The organism is Aeromonas sp. S9(2024), from assembly GCF_041403185.1.
In the GTDB taxonomy this organism is placed as follows: Bacteria; Pseudomonadota; Gammaproteobacteria; order Enterobacterales; family Aeromonadaceae; genus Aeromonas; species Aeromonas enteropelogenes.
Window position 1 is genome coordinate 418,221 of the sequence record NZ_JBGLRE010000001.1, and the last position, 17,198, is coordinate 435,418.

The window sequence follows — 17,198 nt, forward strand, 5'->3', positions numbered from 1 at the left end:
GATCATTGCTTGGAGCCCTTCAATTGCGCGTCGGTATATTCCGGCTTGTAGTGCATGCCGCTGGTGGCTTCCGCCACTTCCGGCGGCATGTAGTTCTCGTCGTGCTTGGCCAGAACCTCGAAGGCTTCCACCGTGGTGGCATCCTTGAGGGTGCCCTGGGCGACGATGCCCTGCCCCTCGCGGAACAGGTCCGGCAGGATGCCGTCATATTCGACCGTCACCAGATGGCCGCCGTTGTCCACCAGCTGGAAGGCCACCCTGAGGCTCTGGGGATCCCGCTTCACCGAACCGGGCACCACCAGGCCCCCGATGCGCAGACGCTGGCCCTCTTCCGGCTTGATCTTGTCCGGTCCTTTCCCTTCAACCAATTCGCTCGGGGTATAGAAGAGATCGATATTCTGGCTGAGGGCATAGAGCACCAGGCCGCTCACGGTCGCCAGTCCCAGGGTGATGGCGAGGATGATGGTGAGGCGTTTTTTTCGTCTCGGGTTCATAGGGTGTTCTCCATCTGCTGGGCCGCCTTGCGACGGGCCTCGCGTGCCTGCTTGCTGCGCAATTCGCCGAGCAGGCTGCGGGTTTTCATACGGGTAGAAATGACGATACCGACCAGGCAAAGCAGGGTCAGGCCGAAGGAGAGCCAGACGTAAAAGGCGTAGCCGCCCATCGCCAGAAAGTCACTGAAAGAGGCAAAGTGCATGCTTACTTCTCCTGCTCGGCAATCTCTTTGACCCAGGGGCGATGCCACTCCCGCATCAAGAGCTCGTTACGAAAACGCATCAGGGTCAAAGCCCCGAGGAAGGTGGCAAATGCCAGGATCATGATGAGCAAGGGCCACAGCATCTCGGCCGAGATGGAGGGCTTGTCGAATTTGGTGATGGTGGCGCCCTGGTGCAGGGTGTTCCACCACTCCACCGAGTAGTGAATGATGGGCAAGTTGATCACCCCCACCAGCGCCAGGATACCGGCGGCGCGACCTGCCAGCACCTTGTCGCTGAAGGCGTTGTAAAGTGCGATGACACCAAGGTAGAGGAACAGCAGGATGAGCTCCGAGGTGAGGCGAGCATCCCATACCCACCAGGTGCCCCACATGGGCTTGCCCCAGGCTGCGCCGGTAAAGAGCGCGATGAAGGTGAACACGGCCCCGACCGGCGCGATGGCGGCCACCGTCATGTCGGCCATGCGCAGCTGCCATACCAGTCCGATAAAGGCAGCGACGGCCATGGTGGAGTAAGCCCCCATGGAGAGGATCGCGGAAGGCACGTGGATATAGATGATCCGGAAAGAATCCCCCTGCTGATAATCGGCGGGGGCAAATGCCAATCCCCAGATGGTGCCGATGATAAACGAGAGCAGACTAATCACCGCAAACCAGGGCAGCAGGGTACCAGCCAGCTGGTAGGCCCGCTCCGGTTTGGCGTAAGGGTGCAACCATTTCCACATAGCTCACAAAACCTTTTGTTATTAATCGTTTGGCGAGGCCTACCATACCTGTCACGGGTTTACATCAAATACCCCGAAAGCGATAAGCGAGCCTCTCCTTGATCCACCGCAACTTAATTTTTTCAAACAGCGTCCCATTCGGGACTTCTGCAATCTGACTAACTGTGAAGTCAGTTGAGGCTGACCCGCAGGGCTGCCGAGACCGCCAGCGGGGTCAGGGTCAGGGCCCCCACCAGCATGGCGGCCAAAATAGCGAGCTGGCCGCCATAGGGCAAGCTCATTCCAGCCGCATCGATGGCCGATGTTGCAAAGATCAGTACCGGAATATAGAGCGGCAGGATCAGCAGGCTGAGCAGGACGCCGCCCTTGCGCAGACCGACAGTCAGGGCTACCCCGACTGCGCCGAGCAGGCTCAGTACTGGAGTACCCAGTGCCAGGGTCGCCACCACCGCCAGATAGGTGTTCATGTCCAGCGACAACAAGATGGCGAGCAAGGGGGAGATCAGCAGCAAGGGCAAGCCGGTCAACAGCCAGTGAGCAACCACTTTGGCCAGCGCCAGCAGCCCGAGTGGATGAGGCATCAACATCATCTGCTCCAGCGAACCATCGCTGAAATCATCGCGAAACAGCCGCTCCAGCGACAGCATGGCCGCCAGCAGGGCCGCCACCCAGATGATCCCCGGAGCGATACGGGCCAGCAACTTGGGCTCCGGCCCTATGCCAAGGGGAAAGAGGGTGATGACGATCAGGAAAAACCAGATAGGGTTGAGAATATCGGAGCGCTGGCGCAAGGCTATCAGCAGTTCACGGTGAATAAGGTGCATAACGGCGCGCAGCATGGGCTTACTCCTGCAACAGAGGGGTCAGCGACAGGGTTTTCAAACGTCCCTGCATCAGGGTGAGATCCTGGTGGGTGGTCAGGATCACCATGCCCCCCCGCTCCGCATGGGCCAGGAACAGTTGCTCGAGCACCTTGACCCCCTGTTTGTCGATGGCGGTAAACGGCTCGTCCAAGATCCAGAGTGACGGCTTGTCACACAACCACAGCCGGGCCAGGGCGACCCGACGCTGCTGACCGGCAGAGAGCTGGCCAGTTGGATTCTCCTCGAAACCGGCAAGTCCCACCCGAGCCAGGATCTGCCACAGGTCGCGGTCCTGTTGCTGAGGGTGATGCAATTGTTGATAGAACTTGAGGTTTTCAAACGGTGTCAATGCCGCTTTGACCCCGGCATGGTGGCCCAGATAGAGCAGGTTGGCATGATATTCATCGCGGCAGTGGCGAATGTTCTCTCCATTCCAGCACACCTCGCCGGCAAATGGCTGTGACAACCCGGTCAGCAGACGCAACAAGCTGGTCTTGCCGACTCCGTTCGGACCTTCGATTTGCAGCAGATCGCCAGGCGCTACCGTAAAGGAGAGATGTTCAAACAGGGTGCGATCTTCACGCACGCAGCTCAGATTGTTGACTTGAAGCAGCATGAGGATGTTGTCAGGTGGAAAGAAGCGGCCTGCATATTAACACAGTATTGGAGGGGGTCTTTTCAAAGATGCCAATAATCAGCAGGATTTGTGGCGAAGATCGCGCCACAAACGCTTAGAAAAACAGCCAAAACAAATCAGGAAGGCAGTTGCCTTCCTGACTCATCAAGAGCGCCCTTTTCGTAATGAAATCAGGAGCTCAGCTTCTGCCTTCGGCAATTCGCACTCGCTCATGACCTCGTCGATATCGGCGCCCAGCTCGACCATCTTGGCGGCACGGCTGTAAAGCCGGCGTTCCGGATCCTGCAGGGTCAGCTCCTGCTGACGATCGTTGATCTGCTGCATTGCTCCTTCCACCGACTGCAACCGCTGGCCCATGCCGATGGCCCCGGTATGAAGCTCCATCATCTGCTTGCGCAGACTCTCGAGCTGGCCTTGCAGCGCCGCCACGCTGGCCTCGGACTCCTGCTTGCTTCGTTTGCTCCTGAACCAGATGAAACAGGCAAACGCCAGTGCAATCAGGGACAACCCCAAGGCAACAATCTCAATGATCAAAACATCACCTTCTTGTTAGAGAGAACCGATCTCGTCCCACTCTTCATCGGAGAGCAGCTTGTTCAAATCGACCAGGATCAGCAGCTGGCCATCACGGTTGCTCACACCCTGGATGAACTTGGCGCTCTCTTCGGTCCCTACCGCCGGTGCGGCATCGATCTCGGAAGAACGCAGATAAACCACTTCCGCCACACTGTCCACCATGATGCCGATCACCTGCTTTTCAGCCTCGATGATGACGATACGGGAGTTTTCACTGACATCCCCGGACGGCAGACCGAAGCGGGAACGGGTATCGATGACAGTCACCACGTTGCCACGCAGGTTGATGATACCGAGCACATAATCCGGAGCCCCAGGCACAGGCGCGATCTCGGTATAGCGCAACACTTCCTGGACCTGCATCACGTTGATGCCGTAGGTCTCGTTTTCCAGTTGGAAGGTTACCCATTGCAGCACTTCATCTTCGGCCAGATTCTGTGCAATATTGCGCTTTTCTGTCATGTTTTATTCCTTTTATATAAACGTCTACTGCTAAAAACTAGCAATAAAACAACTCGACTGCAGAAGTTATCAGCGACCTTCTATGTTTACCCCGCGCTCCAGCAACAGGAGCAATTCGCTGACATGCAGCAGGGCACACATTTTCTCTTTGACCATGCCCGCCAGCCAGGGGCGCTTGCCCGCCTGATGGCGCCATTTGACCTGATCCCGGTGCAGCAGCTCGGTTCCCCTGAGATGATGGCAGGCGAGGCCCCAAGGGGATTGCCCAAGCATAATCAAATACTTGTATTCGTCCATCTCAAGATGCTGACCCGGCATGACCCACTGAGCCGTATCGACCACATTCATCTTCTGCTCGCGGGAAGTCATCAACCCCTTGTACCAGGATGGCTGACCAAACAGGGAGGTTACCTCCCCCAGTTGGTGGATCCCGCCAAGATCGGTCAGGGGAACCGCAAAGGTCACCCCGGCGACTTCGAAAAACAGGGCCTGAAACTCATTGCCGCTATCGATATTCTGCCAGCTGACCGGCTCGGGGGCCGGTTCGGGCGCAAGCTCCACCGCCGTCTCGGTGATGACAGTAGTCACAGGTTCAGCGACAGCCACCACCTCTTCAGGCCAGGCAGGCTCGACGGGCAGCAAGGACTCTTCGGCGACGATTTCAAGCGGCTCGCTGACGGGTTCCTCATGGGACAGGGCGTCAATTTCGAACTGCACCTGACCCACTTGCGCCAGCAATTCACTCAACTGGGCCAGGCGTGCATCCGCCTCCAGATAAGGGGCTGCCTCAACCAGTGGTTCAACCACACTCTGGCGCTGCAGTTGCACCACGGGAGCCAGCTCAGGCTCGTCGGCCTCATCCAGCGAGAGGGCTTCATCCAGCAGCAGGGAGTGGAAATAGTCGTCCATAGCACGGACTTGAATGGTGTCTCTCATGCCATCACCTCCTGCGCCCGCTGCCGTTCAAGGGCATCGAGATAGTTGAGCAGTGTCTCGTAGGCATAGGTTCCCCGACTGCCAGGTGAATAGATGGAAGGCGGAATATGCAGCAAGCTGGCATCCCTGAATTTGGTATCGATGGGGATCACCGCGTTCCACACCGCATCACCGTATTGCTCCTTGATCGATTTCAGGGTCATCAGGGAGGCACGGGTCCGCTTGTCAAACATGGTCGGGATCACGGTATAACGGAACTTGTCCCGCTTGGAGCGCTGCATGATCTCGAATGTTTTCATCATGCGCTCCAGCCCCTTGAGGGCGAGAAATTCGGTCTGGACCGGCACCAGGATGCGATCGCAGGCCGCCAGCGCGTTGACCATCATGACCCCCAGCACGGGCGGGCAATCGATCAACACGTAATCGTATTGATCCTGAATGCGCAGCAAAGCCCGCTTTAGCACCAGCCCCATCCCTTCCCGATTGCCCATGACCCTGTCCAGGGTCGCCAGCGTGATGGAGGCCGGCAACAAGTGGATATTCTCGAACTTGGTCCTGAGTGTCAGTTTATTGACCAGCTCGGCGGTAGGCTTCACCGACTGGAAGAGTTCATAGAGAGTGCCATCCAGACGATCGGAATCATAATCCAGATAAGATGTCAGTGAGGCGTGCGGATCGGTGTCAATCAGCAGCACTCGTTGGCCACGTTGGGCCAGGATCCCGGCAAGTGAGACCACTGTGGTGGTTTTTCCCACCCCGCCTTTCTGGTTGGCAACCGTCCAAACAATCACTGTATCAATCCTGCCTTGTTGTTATACGTATGCCGCCACCGGGCAAGGCGATCACCCTGACCTCTCCTGCATCCACCGCCTTCTGAACCTCTGGCACGGGTTCAACGGTCCTCGGCGAGACCTTGGCCGGTGCGGGCGGTACCCATGCAAACTTGGATACTGCCACCACCACCTTGCGGTTCTGCACTCGCCCCTGTTCGCTACCATTGTCGGCAAACGGTGAGAACTCGCCATATGCCTCGAAAGCAAGCCGCTCGGGCGCGATGCCATTGGCAATCAGCCCATTGAGTACCGCTTCGGCCCTGGCGGCTGAGAGAGCCCAGTTTGAACGAAAAATTTCATTATGAATCTGTTGGTTATCTGTATAACCCCTGACTCTCACATAGTTATCGACCGGTTTGAGAATACTTGAAATGGTATTGATGACGGGTGCCGCATTTGTGCCCAAAAAGGCGCTACCGCTGCCAAACAGCAGCCCGGCACTCAATTCGATGGTCAGCCAGTTTTCATCCTGAGTCAGCTTGACGATCCCCGCGTCCACCAGAGAGCCCATGTTCTCCTGCAGTTGCAGGTCGAGCTTGGCCAGCGTAGTACCATCCTGCAGTATCGGTACACCCGAGACAGGCGCAAGCGACGGAGCTGGCGCCGTGGCGCCATCCAGAATGGAGGGGGCCGCAGAAACGGGGTTGGAGAGCAGTGAATCCCCTTGTCCTTCCAGCAAACCATCTGTGGGAGATTGCATGACACTGAATGCCTGGCTCATGCCATCGATGACGGCGCGATACTTGTCCTTGTTGACCAGCGCGACCGAGTAGAGCACCACGAACAGGGCAAAGATCAACGTCATGTAATCGGCATAGGAGACCAGCCAGCGATCGAGGTGTTCACGCCCCTGCAAGTGCAACCGATAGCGCTTGCGCATGGCTACTCTCCTTTCAGATAGGCCCTGAGGCGCCGTTCAACCTGCAGGCCGTTTTCACCATGGGCAATGGCAATCAACCCCTCCAGGGTCAGCTCCTGGAACAGCGCGTAATGATAATGAAAAGCCCGTAGCCGGTTGGCGAGCGGCAGATAGATCAGGTTGGCAAACCCCACCCCATAGATGGTCGCCACGAACGCAACCGCGATGCCCGCCCCCAGCGCTGACGGCTCTTCCAGATGAAACATGGCCTGGATAAGCCCAAGGACGGCACCTATGATGCCGATAGTCGGGCTGTATCCCCCCATGGCTTCAAACACTCTGGCGGCATGCTCGTTGCGTTCCTGTTCGATATCGATATCCGCCTCCAGCAACATGCGGATATCTTCCGTCGAGACCCCATCGACTATCATGCCGAGCCCCAGACGGGTAAATTCATCCTCTTCCTGCTCCGCTTGGTTCTCAAGCGCCAACAATCCCTGTTGCCGGGCAAATGCAGCCCAGGATTGCAACCGCTCGGCCTGGGTTGCGAGATCCTGATGGGGCGGGGAAAACATCCATAACGTCTGCCGGATGGCAAGCATGATGTATTTTGCGGGAGTCTGCAGTGTCACGGCACCGATTGTGCCGCCCACCACGATGAGAAACGCGGGTCCGTCAACCAGAGTGAGCAGGGAGCCACCATGCCAAACCTGGGCAACGGCAATGGCTCCCAGCGCAAGGAGCAGACCGAGCAGGCCCATGATCAGCGCCCCAACTCGACCAGAATACGCTGAGCCACCTTGTCCAGAGGGAGTGATTCGCTGGCAATGCCTGCCTTGGCAACGGCCTGGGGCATGCCATACACCACGCAGGACGCTTCATCCTGAGCCCAGATGGTGGATCCCTGCTCTTTGAGCAGGCGTGCGCCATCCCGGCCATCGGCACCCATCCCGGTCAGGACGATGGCCAATACCTTGTCGGCATAGGTTTTGGCGGCGGAGGCAAAGGTGATATCGACACAAGGCTTGTAGTTGACCTTGTCATTGCCATCGACAATCCGGATGCGTGCGCCGGCACCTCGGCCTTCCAGCAGCATCTGCCGGCCACCCGGCGCCAGATAGGCATGTCCCGGTTTGAGTACGTCGCCATCTTCGGCTTCCTTGACGCCAATCTGGCACAAGCCGTTGAGGCGTGCAGCAAACGCGGCGGTGAAAGTCGCCGGCATATGCTGGATCAGCAAAATCGGATGAGGGAAATCCTTTGGCAACTTGGTCAACACGTTTTGCAAAGCAACGGGCCCACCGGTCGAGGTACCGATGGCCACCAACTGGTAGCTCTTGCCACTACGTTTAAACGCCACAGCGGGAGCTGCGCGGGTCGGCTCCGCCTGACGTTCAATACCACGAGTCGGAGCAACCCCGCCCAGCGGGCTGCGAGTGGCAGGCTCGGGAGCCTTGGGACGAGCTGCCGAGCTCATCATGAAACGCTTGCGGGAGATTTCTTTTACCCGCTGTTGCAGCAACCTGACCGCCTCATCTTTATCCCGGGCGATATCTTCAAATTTCTTCGGTAGAAAATCGAGCGCACCGGCATCCAGGGCATCGAGCGTCGCCTTGGCACCCTCATGGGTCAGTGAGGAGAACATCAGAATGGGAGTCGGGCACTTGGCCATGATCTCCCGCACCGCGCTGATGCCATCCATCACGGGCATCTCGATGTCCATGGTGATCACGTCAGGACGCAGTGACATCGCCTTCTCGACTGCCTCACGGCCATTCTGGGCTGTATCGATCACCGTCAGCATGGGATCCTGACCGATGATTTCGCTCACTCGACGGCGAAAAAAGCTCGAGTCGTCGACAACTAATACCTTGACTGCCATTGTTATTTTTCTAACTCCTCGGAGCTGGGTGATTAATGTCTACGCGCATATGCCTTGAGCAGACTCGGCACGTCCAGGATCAGGGCGATACCGCCATCACTGGTGATGGTTGCCCCTGCCATGCCCGGCGTCCCCTGCAGCAGATTGTCCAGCGGCTTGATGACCACCTCTTCCTGACCAATCAGGCTGTCGACCACAAAGCCGATCTGCTGGGTACCGATCTGGACGATGACCACATGGCCCGTATCCTGACGGGAACGCTTGTTAGGCCCCCGCACCAGCCACTTGTGCAGGTAGAACAGCGGAATGGCTTTCTCGCGCACTATGATGGTGAGCTGACCATCGACCATGTTGGCCTTATTCAGATCCAGATGGAAAATCTCGTTCACACAACCAAGGGGCAGTGCAAAGGTCTGTTCCCCAACCTCAACCATCAAGGTCGGTAGAATAGCCAATGTCAGTGGCACCTTGATCTCAAGACGAGTGCCCTTGCCCCAGGTGGAATCGATATGCACAGAGCCGTTGAGACTGACGATGCTGGTCTTCACCACGTCCATGCCGACCCCTCGACCGGAAATATCGGAAATCTCCGACTTGGTCGAGAAACCGGGGGCAAAGATCAGGTTATAAGCATCGTTATCGCTCATGCGAGCAGCAGTATCCGCATCAAGCACACCACGACTGATGGCGATGGACTTGAGTTTTTCGGGATCCATACCTGCGCCATCATCTTCGATACACAGCAGGATATGATCTCCCTGCTGGGAAGCGCTCAGGGTGATGGTACCCTGACGCGGCTTGCCCGCTTTCTCGCGCACATCCGGCATCTCGACGCCGTGGTCGCAAGAGTTGCGCACCAGGTGCACCAGCGGATCCGCCAGCGCCTCAACTAGGTTTTTGTCCAGGTCGGTATCTTCGCCGACCATCACCAGTTCGATCTCTTTTTTGAGGGTTCTGGCAAGATCGCGCACAACCCGGGGGAAGCGGCCAAACACCTTCTTGATGGGCTGCATGCGGGTTTTCATGACCGCACCCTGCAAGTCGGCAGTCACGACATCAAGGTTGGCGACCGCCTTTGACATCTCTTCATCATTGCTGGCAATCCCCAGACTCACCAGGCGGTTGCGCACCAACACCAGTTCTCCCACCATGTTCATGATGACGTCCAGGGTCTTGGTGTCGACTCGTACCGTGGTATCGCTTTGTACCGCGCTGTTTTCAGCCGGCGCAGGCGCCTTCGCAGGCGCTGGTGCCGCTTTGGCGGGCGTCTCGGCCGGTTTCGCCGGAGCGGCTGGAGTCGGTTTGGCGACTGGAGCAGGTGTCGGTGCAGCAGGTGCGGGCGCCGCCGATGATGTTACAGGTGAAGAGGTCTTGGCTGCAGATGCCATTGTGCTCTGCGGCCCCTGGCCGCGGCCATGCAGTTCATCCAGCAGGCGCTCAAACTCGTCATCATCAATCAGTTCATCGACTTCCTTTTGAACCGATTTCAACGGATTGATGTCTGGCGCCCCAATATGCTGGCCTTGGCCATGAAGCTGATCCAGCAGAGCTTCAAACTCATCATCGGTAATATCACCGGAATCGCTGGCAACGGGAGCGGGGGCCGAGGCCGAAACGACCTTGGTCGGTGCGCCGCCGACACCATGCAACTCGTCCAGCAGACGTTCGAATTCGTCCGCAGAAATTTCATCTATTGAACCACCGCCATTGACCGGTGCGGGTTCATTATCGTCAACCATGGGAGCCGCGACGTCAGGCTCTGAAGCCATGACGGGCTCAGGTTCTACTACGGGCTCCGGTTCTGCCACAGCAGGCGCAGCACCACCACCCGAAGTGATCAACTGCTCTTCCCCTTCAGGCTTGCACAGCTCATGCAGGTCATGGAGCAGATCGTCGGAGGCAGGGCTTGGTGCTTCGCGATTCTGGACCTGGGCAAACATAACGTTGATCGCATCCAGTGCCTGCAGAATGACATCCATCAGCTCTGCGGTGACGGTACGCTTGCCGTTGCGCAAAATATCAAAGACGTTTTCCGCACCGTGGCATACGTCAACCAGTTCTCCCAGCGACAGGAACCCGGCGCCCCCTTTCACGGTATGGAAACCGCGGAAGATGGCATTTAACAGGTTTTTGTCATCTGGCCGTTTTTCCAAGTCGACCAGCTGCTCAGACAACTGTTCCAATATTTCGGAGGCTTCGACCAAAAAATCTTGCAGTATGTCTTCATCAACTTCGAAGGCCATGCGTCACTCCATTAGAATCCCAGGCTAGACAGCAGATCGTCCACATCATCCTGACCATTAACCACATCGGAACGCGCTTCCGGGTTCATGATGGGACCTTCTGCTTCAATCCCGTTGACAGGAAGGCTACGAGTTGAATGCTCGGCAGAGGCTTCACCAAACATGGTCAGCATTTCTATTAATTTTGTTTCAACTTCCTGAACAAGCTTGATGACCTTGCGGATCATCTGCCCGGTCAAATCCTGAAAATCTTGTGCCATCAGAATTTCAGTCAGCAGTTGCCGTAATTTATCGGCATCAGCCTCAGAAGCCTTAATAAAATCATCGAGTTGGTGACATAACGCCTTGAACTGGCCCACGCTCATGTCACGGGACATCAATGCATTCCAGTTTGGCAACACCAGCTGGATATTGTCGTTGAGGCGATCCGCTATCGGCAAACTGGCTTCTACGGCATCCATGGTGCGGTTGGCAGCCTTGTCCGTCATGTCGATGACGTAACTGAGGCGCTCCCGCGCATCCGGAATTTCGTGAGTAGCCAGATCGGGAATACGGGGATCGAGACGAAATTCTTGCAGGGAATTGTGCAGTTGTCGTGTCAGCTGACCGACCTTGTCGAACAGATCGGAGGCATTGGGGGCACACACTTGCGCAAGCAAATCGTCGGCCAACTCAAATTCGCCTTGCTCCAGATGAGCAACAAGCATCCTTGCCTGGTCGAGCGAAATCATTGCTCTCGTTTTGGCCATCATCCCTGCCACCCCTTAGCCAATGCGTTCAAAAATTTTATCGAGCTTTTCCTTGAGCGTCGCAGCAGTGAAAGGCTTGACGATATAGCCATTGACCCCAGCCTGAGCGGCTTCGATGATCTGCTCACGCTTGGCCTCCGCCGTTACCATCAATACCGGCAGGTGCTTGAGTTTGTCATCGACACGAATGGCCTTGAGCAGGTCAATACCTTGCATGCCGGGCATGTTCCAGTCGGTTACCACAAACTGGAAATCACCATTTTTCAGCATCGGCAATGCGGTATTGCCATCATCCGCCTCATGGGTATTGTTGTATCCCAGATCGCGCAGCAAGTTCTTGATAATCCGGCGCATCGTTGAAAAGTCATCAACAATGAGGATTTTCATGTTCTTGTCCAAAATTCCCTCCTAAATAGCCGCCTCGGCGGCTCACTTACATGATGCTAAAAACGGGTTGTGTCCTGCGGATTATGCCTTAGTGTTTCACCTCAGTGTAGCCAGTACAGACACTTATAGATGCCAATCTCGCAAACGGGCGCGCAGTCGGTGCATTGCCTGACTATGGATCTGGCTCACCCGGGACTCACTGACGCTCAAAACCTCGCCAATCTCGCGTAAATTCAGCTCTTCGTCGTAGTAAAGAGAGAGGACCAAGGCTTCTCTCTCTGGCAGGCGACCAATTTGCTCGGATAATTCAATCTGAAATCGTTCTGCAGCCAATTCATCGAATCCGGATCCGGCAGGAGTGTCATCGGGCTGCCCGATCACGTCTTCACTGACCCCGAGATCCTCGATACCGATAATTTTTCCACAAGAAACATCCTGCAACATGGCGTGGTACTCGTTGATCGAGACCCCCATATGAGCCGCGACATCGCTATCACGCGCATCTCGCCCCTGCGACTGCTCCACATTCTCGATGGCTTCGGCGATCGCTCGGCTGTTGCGATGCACGGAACGAGGCACCCAGTCACCACGCCTGATCTCGTCGAGCATGGCGCCGCGGATGCGGATCCCGGCATAGGTTTCAAAACTGGCGCCCTTGCTGCCGTCAAAATTGCGGGAGGCTTCAAGCAGCCCAATCATACCTGCCTGGATCAGGTCATCCAGCAAGACACTGCTTGGCAGGCGAGCCAACAAGTGCTGGGCAATCCGTTTGACCAGGGGAGCGTGACGCTCCACCAGCGCATAGGAATCCTGATGACGCAAGTACGCTTGGGCTTTATTCACGGGAACCTTCCTGTGTGGTGGCCGGTTTTTGCAACAGATTTTCCAGGAAAAACTCCAGGTGACCGCCCGGCTGGTTCGGCACCGGCCAACTGGCGGCCTTGTTGGCAAGGGCCCGGAAGGCCAGGGCGGCCGGCGACTTCGGAAACGCCTCGACAATCAGCTTCTGCTTGCGCACTGCCGCCCGCAGGTTGGTGTCATAAGGCACGCAGGCCACCAGCTCGAGTGAGGTATCCAGGAAACGATCCGTCACCCGGGTCAGCTTGGCGAACAGTTCCTGTCCTTCCCGCAGGCTGCGCACCATGTTGGCGACCACCTTGAAGCGGAACACCCCGTGCTCCTTGGAGAGGATCTTGATGAGAGCGTAGGCATCCGTGATAGAGGTGGGTTCATCACACACCACTACCATGATGTCCTGGGCCGCACGGGTGAAACTCAGCACCATGTCGGAGATACCGGCTGCGGTATCCACCAGCAACACGTCGACCTGGGTCTTCATCTCGCTGAAGGCACGGATCAGCTCGGCATGCTGCACCGGCGTAAGCTCCACCATGGACTGGGTACCCGAGGTCGCCGGCACTATCATCATGCCGTAGGGCCCCTCAACGATGATGTCGTCTATAGTGCACTCGCCGGCCAATACGTGAGAGAGGTTGCGATGCACCCTCAGCCCCAGCATGACGTCGACGTTGGCAAGACCCAGGTCGGCATCCAGCACCATCACCCGCTTGCCTTGTGCCGCCATGGCGCCCGCCACGTTCAGTGTCACGTTGGTTTTACCCACGCCACCCTTGCCGCCGGACACGGCGATCACTTTCACTCGATTGTTTTGACGCATTTTGCGCAGACCACTTGCCTGATCCATATACATGTTACTCATAAAACTCCGAATCTTCGGCTTCGCCAAAGCCCGTGCCCCAGAAATAGGGCTCTTGCGTTTCTCGCTCCAGCGAACCCATGGCCGCGCCGACGAGCTGCGCCGCATCGGCAACCTGAATATCTTCCGGAACCCGCTGGCCATCAGTGATGTAACTGATCGGCAAGGCGTTCTGGATACACACGTTAATCACTTCGCCCAGATTCAGACTTTCATCCAATTTGGTAAGTATGCAGCCGCTGAGCGGGATCCGCCGGAAATGGTCTACCGCTTCCTGCATCACCCGGCGTTGCGAGGTCGCCGACATCACCAGATAGTTGCGGATCCGTACCTTGGCATTCTTGACCAAGGTATCGAGCTGTTCGGTCAACCGCACATCCCGCTGGCCAACCCCGGCGGTATCGATCAATACCAGACGACGATGACGGAACTGATAGAGCGCATTGGCAAGCTCCTCGGCATCCCGCACCTGGCGAACCGGGCAGCCCATGATGCGGCCATAGGTCTGCAGCTGTTCATGGGCACCGATCCGGTAGTTGTCGGTGGTGATGAGCGCCACCTGCTCAGCGCCATACTTCATGGCAAAACGGGCCGCCAGCTTGGCAATGGTGGTGGTCTTGCCCACCCCGGTCGGGCCAAGCAGAGCCACGGCCCCGCCCTGGCGCAAGATCTCGTCTTCGCTGATCTTGAGCTGGGCGGTGAGCACCTCGGCCAGCTGGGCCATCGCCTGATGAATGGGCATGTCTTCCGGGATGAGGCCTGCCAGCTGATCAGCAAAAGCGTCATCAAAGCCCATTTTCTTGAGCTCCTTGATGAGCAAAGCCCGCATCGGCTCGCGGCGCTCCACTTCTTGCCACATCAGTCCGGAGATCTGGTGCTCCAGCAGTTTGCGGATGCTGGCCATCTCCTTGCGCATCCCTTCCATCTCCTGATCCCGCTGGGCAGGCTGAGAAGAACGCCCACCGGCCACCATCCGAGGCTTGGGCCTGGCAGGCTCGGGAGCCGCCCCCCACTGTCCCTGTTCGGCCAGGGTTTTGGGAGCACTACTCGCCGCCGCCAGGCCGGCGGACTGCTGGCCACCAAGCGGTGCCTGGCTGGCCGGTTTGAGCTTTTGCTGGCGGGCCAGCAGGGCAGCCAGGGTATCGGCATAATGTTCGTTCTGCCCCTGAGGCTGGGCAGGTTCGGGGCGATTCATCTGCCGCGCGGCAGACGAAATATTGACGCTCTCATCGTTCAACTGACGGCGAACTGGCGCATCTTTGGGCCCCGGTACCTGGGACTGATAATCGACAGCCGCGACTATCTCCACCCCACCGGTGACCTTTTTGTTGGACATGATGACGGCATCGGGCCCGAGAGTCTCCTTGACCTCGGCCAGAGCCGTTCGCATGTCCTTGGCAAAAAACCGCTTAATCTTCACCCGTCGTCTCCGCTAACTAGTTCTGTCCCACCGCACTGACGATGCGAATCTGCTTGTCGTCAGGCACTTCCTGATAAGACAGAACACGTAATCCAGGAATGGCATTCTTGACAAATTTGGCCAGGGTATTGCGCAAGATCCCCGATGTCAGAAGCACGGCCGGCTGACCTTCCAGCTCTTGCCGTTGTGTGGCTTCCACCAGCGAGCGCTGCATCCGCTCCGCCAGGCCAGGTTCAATCCCTGCACCATCACCACCACCTGCCTGCAGTGATTGATGCAATATACGTTCCAACTCTGGAGCCAGGGTGATCACCGGCAGCTCGGGATCGGGACCGGCAATCTCCTGGACGATGAGGCGGCGCAGGGCAATCCGGCAGGCGGCCGTGAGCACTTCCGGATCCGGGCTACGCGGCGCGTATTCGACCAGGGTCTGCAGGATAGTGCGCATGTCGCGAATTGGCACGCCCTCATTGAGCAAATTCTGCAATACCTTCACCAGGTTGCCCATGCTGATCACCTCGGGCACCAACCCTTCCACCAGCTTGCTCTGATGCTTGCCGATCATGTCGAGCAGCTGTTGCACCTCGTCATGACCCAGCAGCAGGGCCGCATGGTTGGCGAGGATCTGGCTCAGATGTGTCGCCACCACGGTGGCGGTATCCACTACCGTATAGCCCAGGGTCTGGGCATGGGAGACCTGCTCCTTGGCTACCCAGACCGCCTCCAGCCCGAAGGCGGGATCCCGGGTGGCAATCCCCTGCACCTGACCAAAGACCTGACCCGGGTTGATGGCCATCTCCTTGTCATAGTAGACATTGGCCTCGCCGGTGCTGACCCCCATCAGGGTAATGCGATACTGGTTGGGTGCCAGATCCAGGTTGTCGCGAATGTGTACCGCCGGCACCAGAAAGCCCAGCTCCTGGGAGAGCTTCTTGCGCACCCCCTTGATCCGGTTGAGCAGCTCCCCGCCCTGATTGCGATCCACCAGCGGGATGAGCTGATAACCCACCTCGAGACCGATGATGTCCACCGGCATTACGTCATCCCAACTCAACTCTTTCTGCTCGTGGGGCTGCTCTGCGGTAGCAGGCATCAGCTCGCCCTTGGCCGCCTTGGCCGCAGCCAGCTTCTCGCGGCGCAGCAGCCACCAGGCCCCCAGCGCCGCCAGGCCGCCCAGGCTCAGGAAGGCAAAGTGCGGCATACCGGGCACCAGACCCATCATCAGCAAAATGGCGGCGGAGATGATCAGCGCCTTGGGATTATCGAACAGCTGTCCCAGCACGGCCGTGCCCATGTCCTGATCGGTATTTTGGCGGGTTACGATAATGGCGGCGGCGATGGAGAGCAGCAGCGAAGGGATCTGGGCAACCAGGCCATCACCGATGGCGAGCAGGGTATAGATTTCGGCCGATTCGCCGAAGGTCAGATTGTGCTGGGCCATCCCTATGATGAAACCACCCAGGATGTTGATGAAGAGGATCATGATGCCCGCGATGGCATCCCCTTTCACAAACTTGGAGGCACCGTCCATGGAGCCGTAGAAGTCCGCTTCCTGGGTAACTTCCTGACGGCGTTTCTTCGCCTCTTCCTGATTGATAAGGCCGGCGTTCAGGTCGGCATCAATAGCCATCTGCTTGCCGGGCATAGCATCCAGGGTGAAGCGGGCGCTAACTTCTGAAATCCGTCCCGCACCCTTGGTGACCACCACGAAGTTGATGATCATGAGGATCAGGAAAACGATGATGCCGACCGCATAGTTGCCGCCGATCACCACGTTGCCGAAGGCCTCGATCACATGACCGGCCGCCGCGCTACCGTTATGACCTTCCAGCAGCACCACCCGGGTGGAGGCGACGTTGAGGGCCAGTCGCAACAGGGTAGCCACCAGCAACACGGTCGGGAAGGCTGCAAATTCCAGGGGGCGCCGGGTATAAACGGCCACCAGCAACACGACGATGGAGAGGGCGATGTTGAAGGAGAAGAGGATATCCAGCATCAGCGGCGGGATGGGCAGCACCACCATGCCAAGGGATGCCAGCACCAGCAAGGGGGTGCCAAACCCTTTGCCAAGCAGCCCTCTGTACTCTTTTAAGCGGCCCAATGATGCCTTGAATTCCATCGTCATTCTCAATATCAACTCGCAGATAGCAAATTAAAGCAAACATTGAGCCAACAATTCAATGCATTGATTTTG

Annotated in this window: 19 protein-coding genes; all 19 read right to left on the minus strand. The window is 57.5% G+C overall.

Going from position 1 to position 17,198, the window contains the following annotated elements; translation table 11 throughout:
* Positions 1-2: 2 nt before the first annotated feature.
* Complete coding sequence (gene ccmE, locus ACB028_RS01825; protein ID WP_026456547.1) at positions 3-494, minus strand: cytochrome c maturation protein CcmE; 492 nt, start codon at positions 492-494, stop codon at positions 3-5.
* Positions 491-697 (minus strand): heme exporter protein CcmD, encoded by a 207-nt coding sequence (gene ccmD, locus ACB028_RS01830; RefSeq protein ID WP_005298845.1) that lies wholly within the window; start codon positions 695-697, stop codon positions 491-493. The genes ccmE and ccmD overlap by 4 nt, the downstream gene beginning before the upstream one ends.
* 2 nt (positions 698-699) lie before the next feature.
* Positions 700-1,440: a heme ABC transporter permease gene (locus ACB028_RS01835; RefSeq protein ID WP_026456546.1), complete on the minus strand. Its 741-nt coding sequence runs from the start codon at positions 1,438-1,440 to the stop codon at positions 700-702.
* A gap of 170 nt (positions 1,441-1,610) precedes the next feature.
* The gene (ccmB, locus tag ACB028_RS01840) at positions 1,611-2,279 is read right to left on the minus strand and encodes a heme exporter protein CcmB (RefSeq protein ID WP_026456545.1); all 669 of its coding nucleotides are present in this window, start codon (positions 2,277-2,279) and stop codon (positions 1,611-1,613) included.
* A gap of 4 nt (positions 2,280-2,283) precedes the next feature.
* Complete coding sequence (gene ccmA, locus ACB028_RS01845) at positions 2,284-2,919, minus strand: cytochrome c biogenesis heme-transporting ATPase CcmA (RefSeq protein WP_026456544.1); 636 nt, start codon at positions 2,917-2,919, stop codon at positions 2,284-2,286.
* 165 nt (positions 2,920-3,084) lie between these two features.
* On the minus strand, positions 3,085-3,471 hold the full coding sequence (locus tag ACB028_RS01850; RefSeq protein ID WP_124240523.1) for a DUF2802 domain-containing protein: 387 nt from the start codon (positions 3,469-3,471) through the stop codon (positions 3,085-3,087).
* 18 nt (positions 3,472-3,489) lie between these two features.
* The gene (locus ACB028_RS01855; RefSeq protein WP_026456542.1) at positions 3,490-3,978 is read right to left on the minus strand and encodes a chemotaxis protein CheW; all 489 of its coding nucleotides are present in this window, start codon (positions 3,976-3,978) and stop codon (positions 3,490-3,492) included.
* Positions 3,979-4,047: 69 nt separating this feature from the next.
* Positions 4,048-4,914, minus strand: coding sequence for a chemotaxis protein CheW (locus tag ACB028_RS01860; protein ID WP_224211304.1), 867 nt, complete (start codon positions 4,912-4,914; stop codon positions 4,048-4,050).
* Positions 4,911-5,705 carry a ParA family protein gene (locus tag ACB028_RS01865; RefSeq protein ID WP_026456541.1) on the minus strand — a complete coding sequence of 265 codons (795 nt, stop codon included), beginning with the start codon at positions 5,703-5,705 and terminating at the stop codon, positions 4,911-4,913. The genes ACB028_RS01860 and ACB028_RS01865 overlap by 4 nt, the downstream gene beginning before the upstream one ends.
* A gap of 4 nt (positions 5,706-5,709) precedes the next feature.
* A complete protein-coding gene (locus tag ACB028_RS01870; RefSeq protein ID WP_371143363.1) occupies positions 5,710-6,627 on the minus strand; it encodes a flagellar motor protein MotB in 918 nt (305 codons plus the stop codon).
* A gap of 2 nt (positions 6,628-6,629) precedes the next feature.
* Positions 6,630-7,367, minus strand: a complete 738-nt coding sequence (locus tag ACB028_RS01875) for a flagellar motor protein (RefSeq protein ID WP_371143364.1) — start codon at positions 7,365-7,367, stop codon at positions 6,630-6,632.
* 2 nt (positions 7,368-7,369) lie between these two features.
* The gene (locus tag ACB028_RS01880) at positions 7,370-8,488 is read right to left on the minus strand and encodes a chemotaxis response regulator protein-glutamate methylesterase (protein ID WP_042072155.1); all 1,119 of its coding nucleotides are present in this window, start codon (positions 8,486-8,488) and stop codon (positions 7,370-7,372) included.
* A 32-nt stretch (positions 8,489-8,520) separates the two neighbouring features.
* Positions 8,521-10,731: a chemotaxis protein CheA gene (locus tag ACB028_RS01885; protein ID WP_371143365.1), complete on the minus strand. Its 2,211-nt coding sequence runs from the start codon at positions 10,729-10,731 to the stop codon at positions 8,521-8,523.
* Positions 10,732-10,742: 11 nt separating this feature from the next.
* Positions 10,743-11,483 (minus strand): protein phosphatase CheZ, encoded by a 741-nt coding sequence (locus tag ACB028_RS01890; RefSeq protein WP_026457228.1) that lies wholly within the window; start codon positions 11,481-11,483, stop codon positions 10,743-10,745.
* A gap of 12 nt (positions 11,484-11,495) precedes the next feature.
* Positions 11,496-11,879 carry a chemotaxis response regulator CheY gene (cheY, locus tag ACB028_RS01895; RefSeq protein WP_026457229.1) on the minus strand — a complete coding sequence of 128 codons (384 nt, stop codon included), beginning with the start codon at positions 11,877-11,879 and terminating at the stop codon, positions 11,496-11,498.
* A gap of 111 nt (positions 11,880-11,990) precedes the next feature.
* A complete protein-coding gene (locus ACB028_RS01900; protein WP_201976927.1) occupies positions 11,991-12,710 on the minus strand; it encodes an RNA polymerase sigma factor FliA in 720 nt (239 codons plus the stop codon).
* A complete protein-coding gene (locus ACB028_RS01905) occupies positions 12,703-13,545 on the minus strand; it encodes a MinD/ParA family protein (protein ID WP_371143494.1) in 843 nt (280 codons plus the stop codon). The genes ACB028_RS01900 and ACB028_RS01905 overlap by 8 nt, the downstream gene beginning before the upstream one ends.
* Before the next feature lie 34 nt (positions 13,546-13,579).
* Positions 13,580-15,004 (minus strand): flagellar biosynthesis protein FlhF, encoded by a 1,425-nt coding sequence (flhF, locus tag ACB028_RS01910; RefSeq protein WP_371143366.1) that lies wholly within the window; start codon positions 15,002-15,004, stop codon positions 13,580-13,582.
* Positions 15,005-15,020: 16 nt separating this feature from the next.
* Positions 15,021-17,123 (minus strand): flagellar biosynthesis protein FlhA, encoded by a 2,103-nt coding sequence (gene flhA, locus ACB028_RS01915; protein WP_124240498.1) that lies wholly within the window; start codon positions 17,121-17,123, stop codon positions 15,021-15,023.
* Positions 17,124-17,198 lie beyond the last annotated feature (75 nt).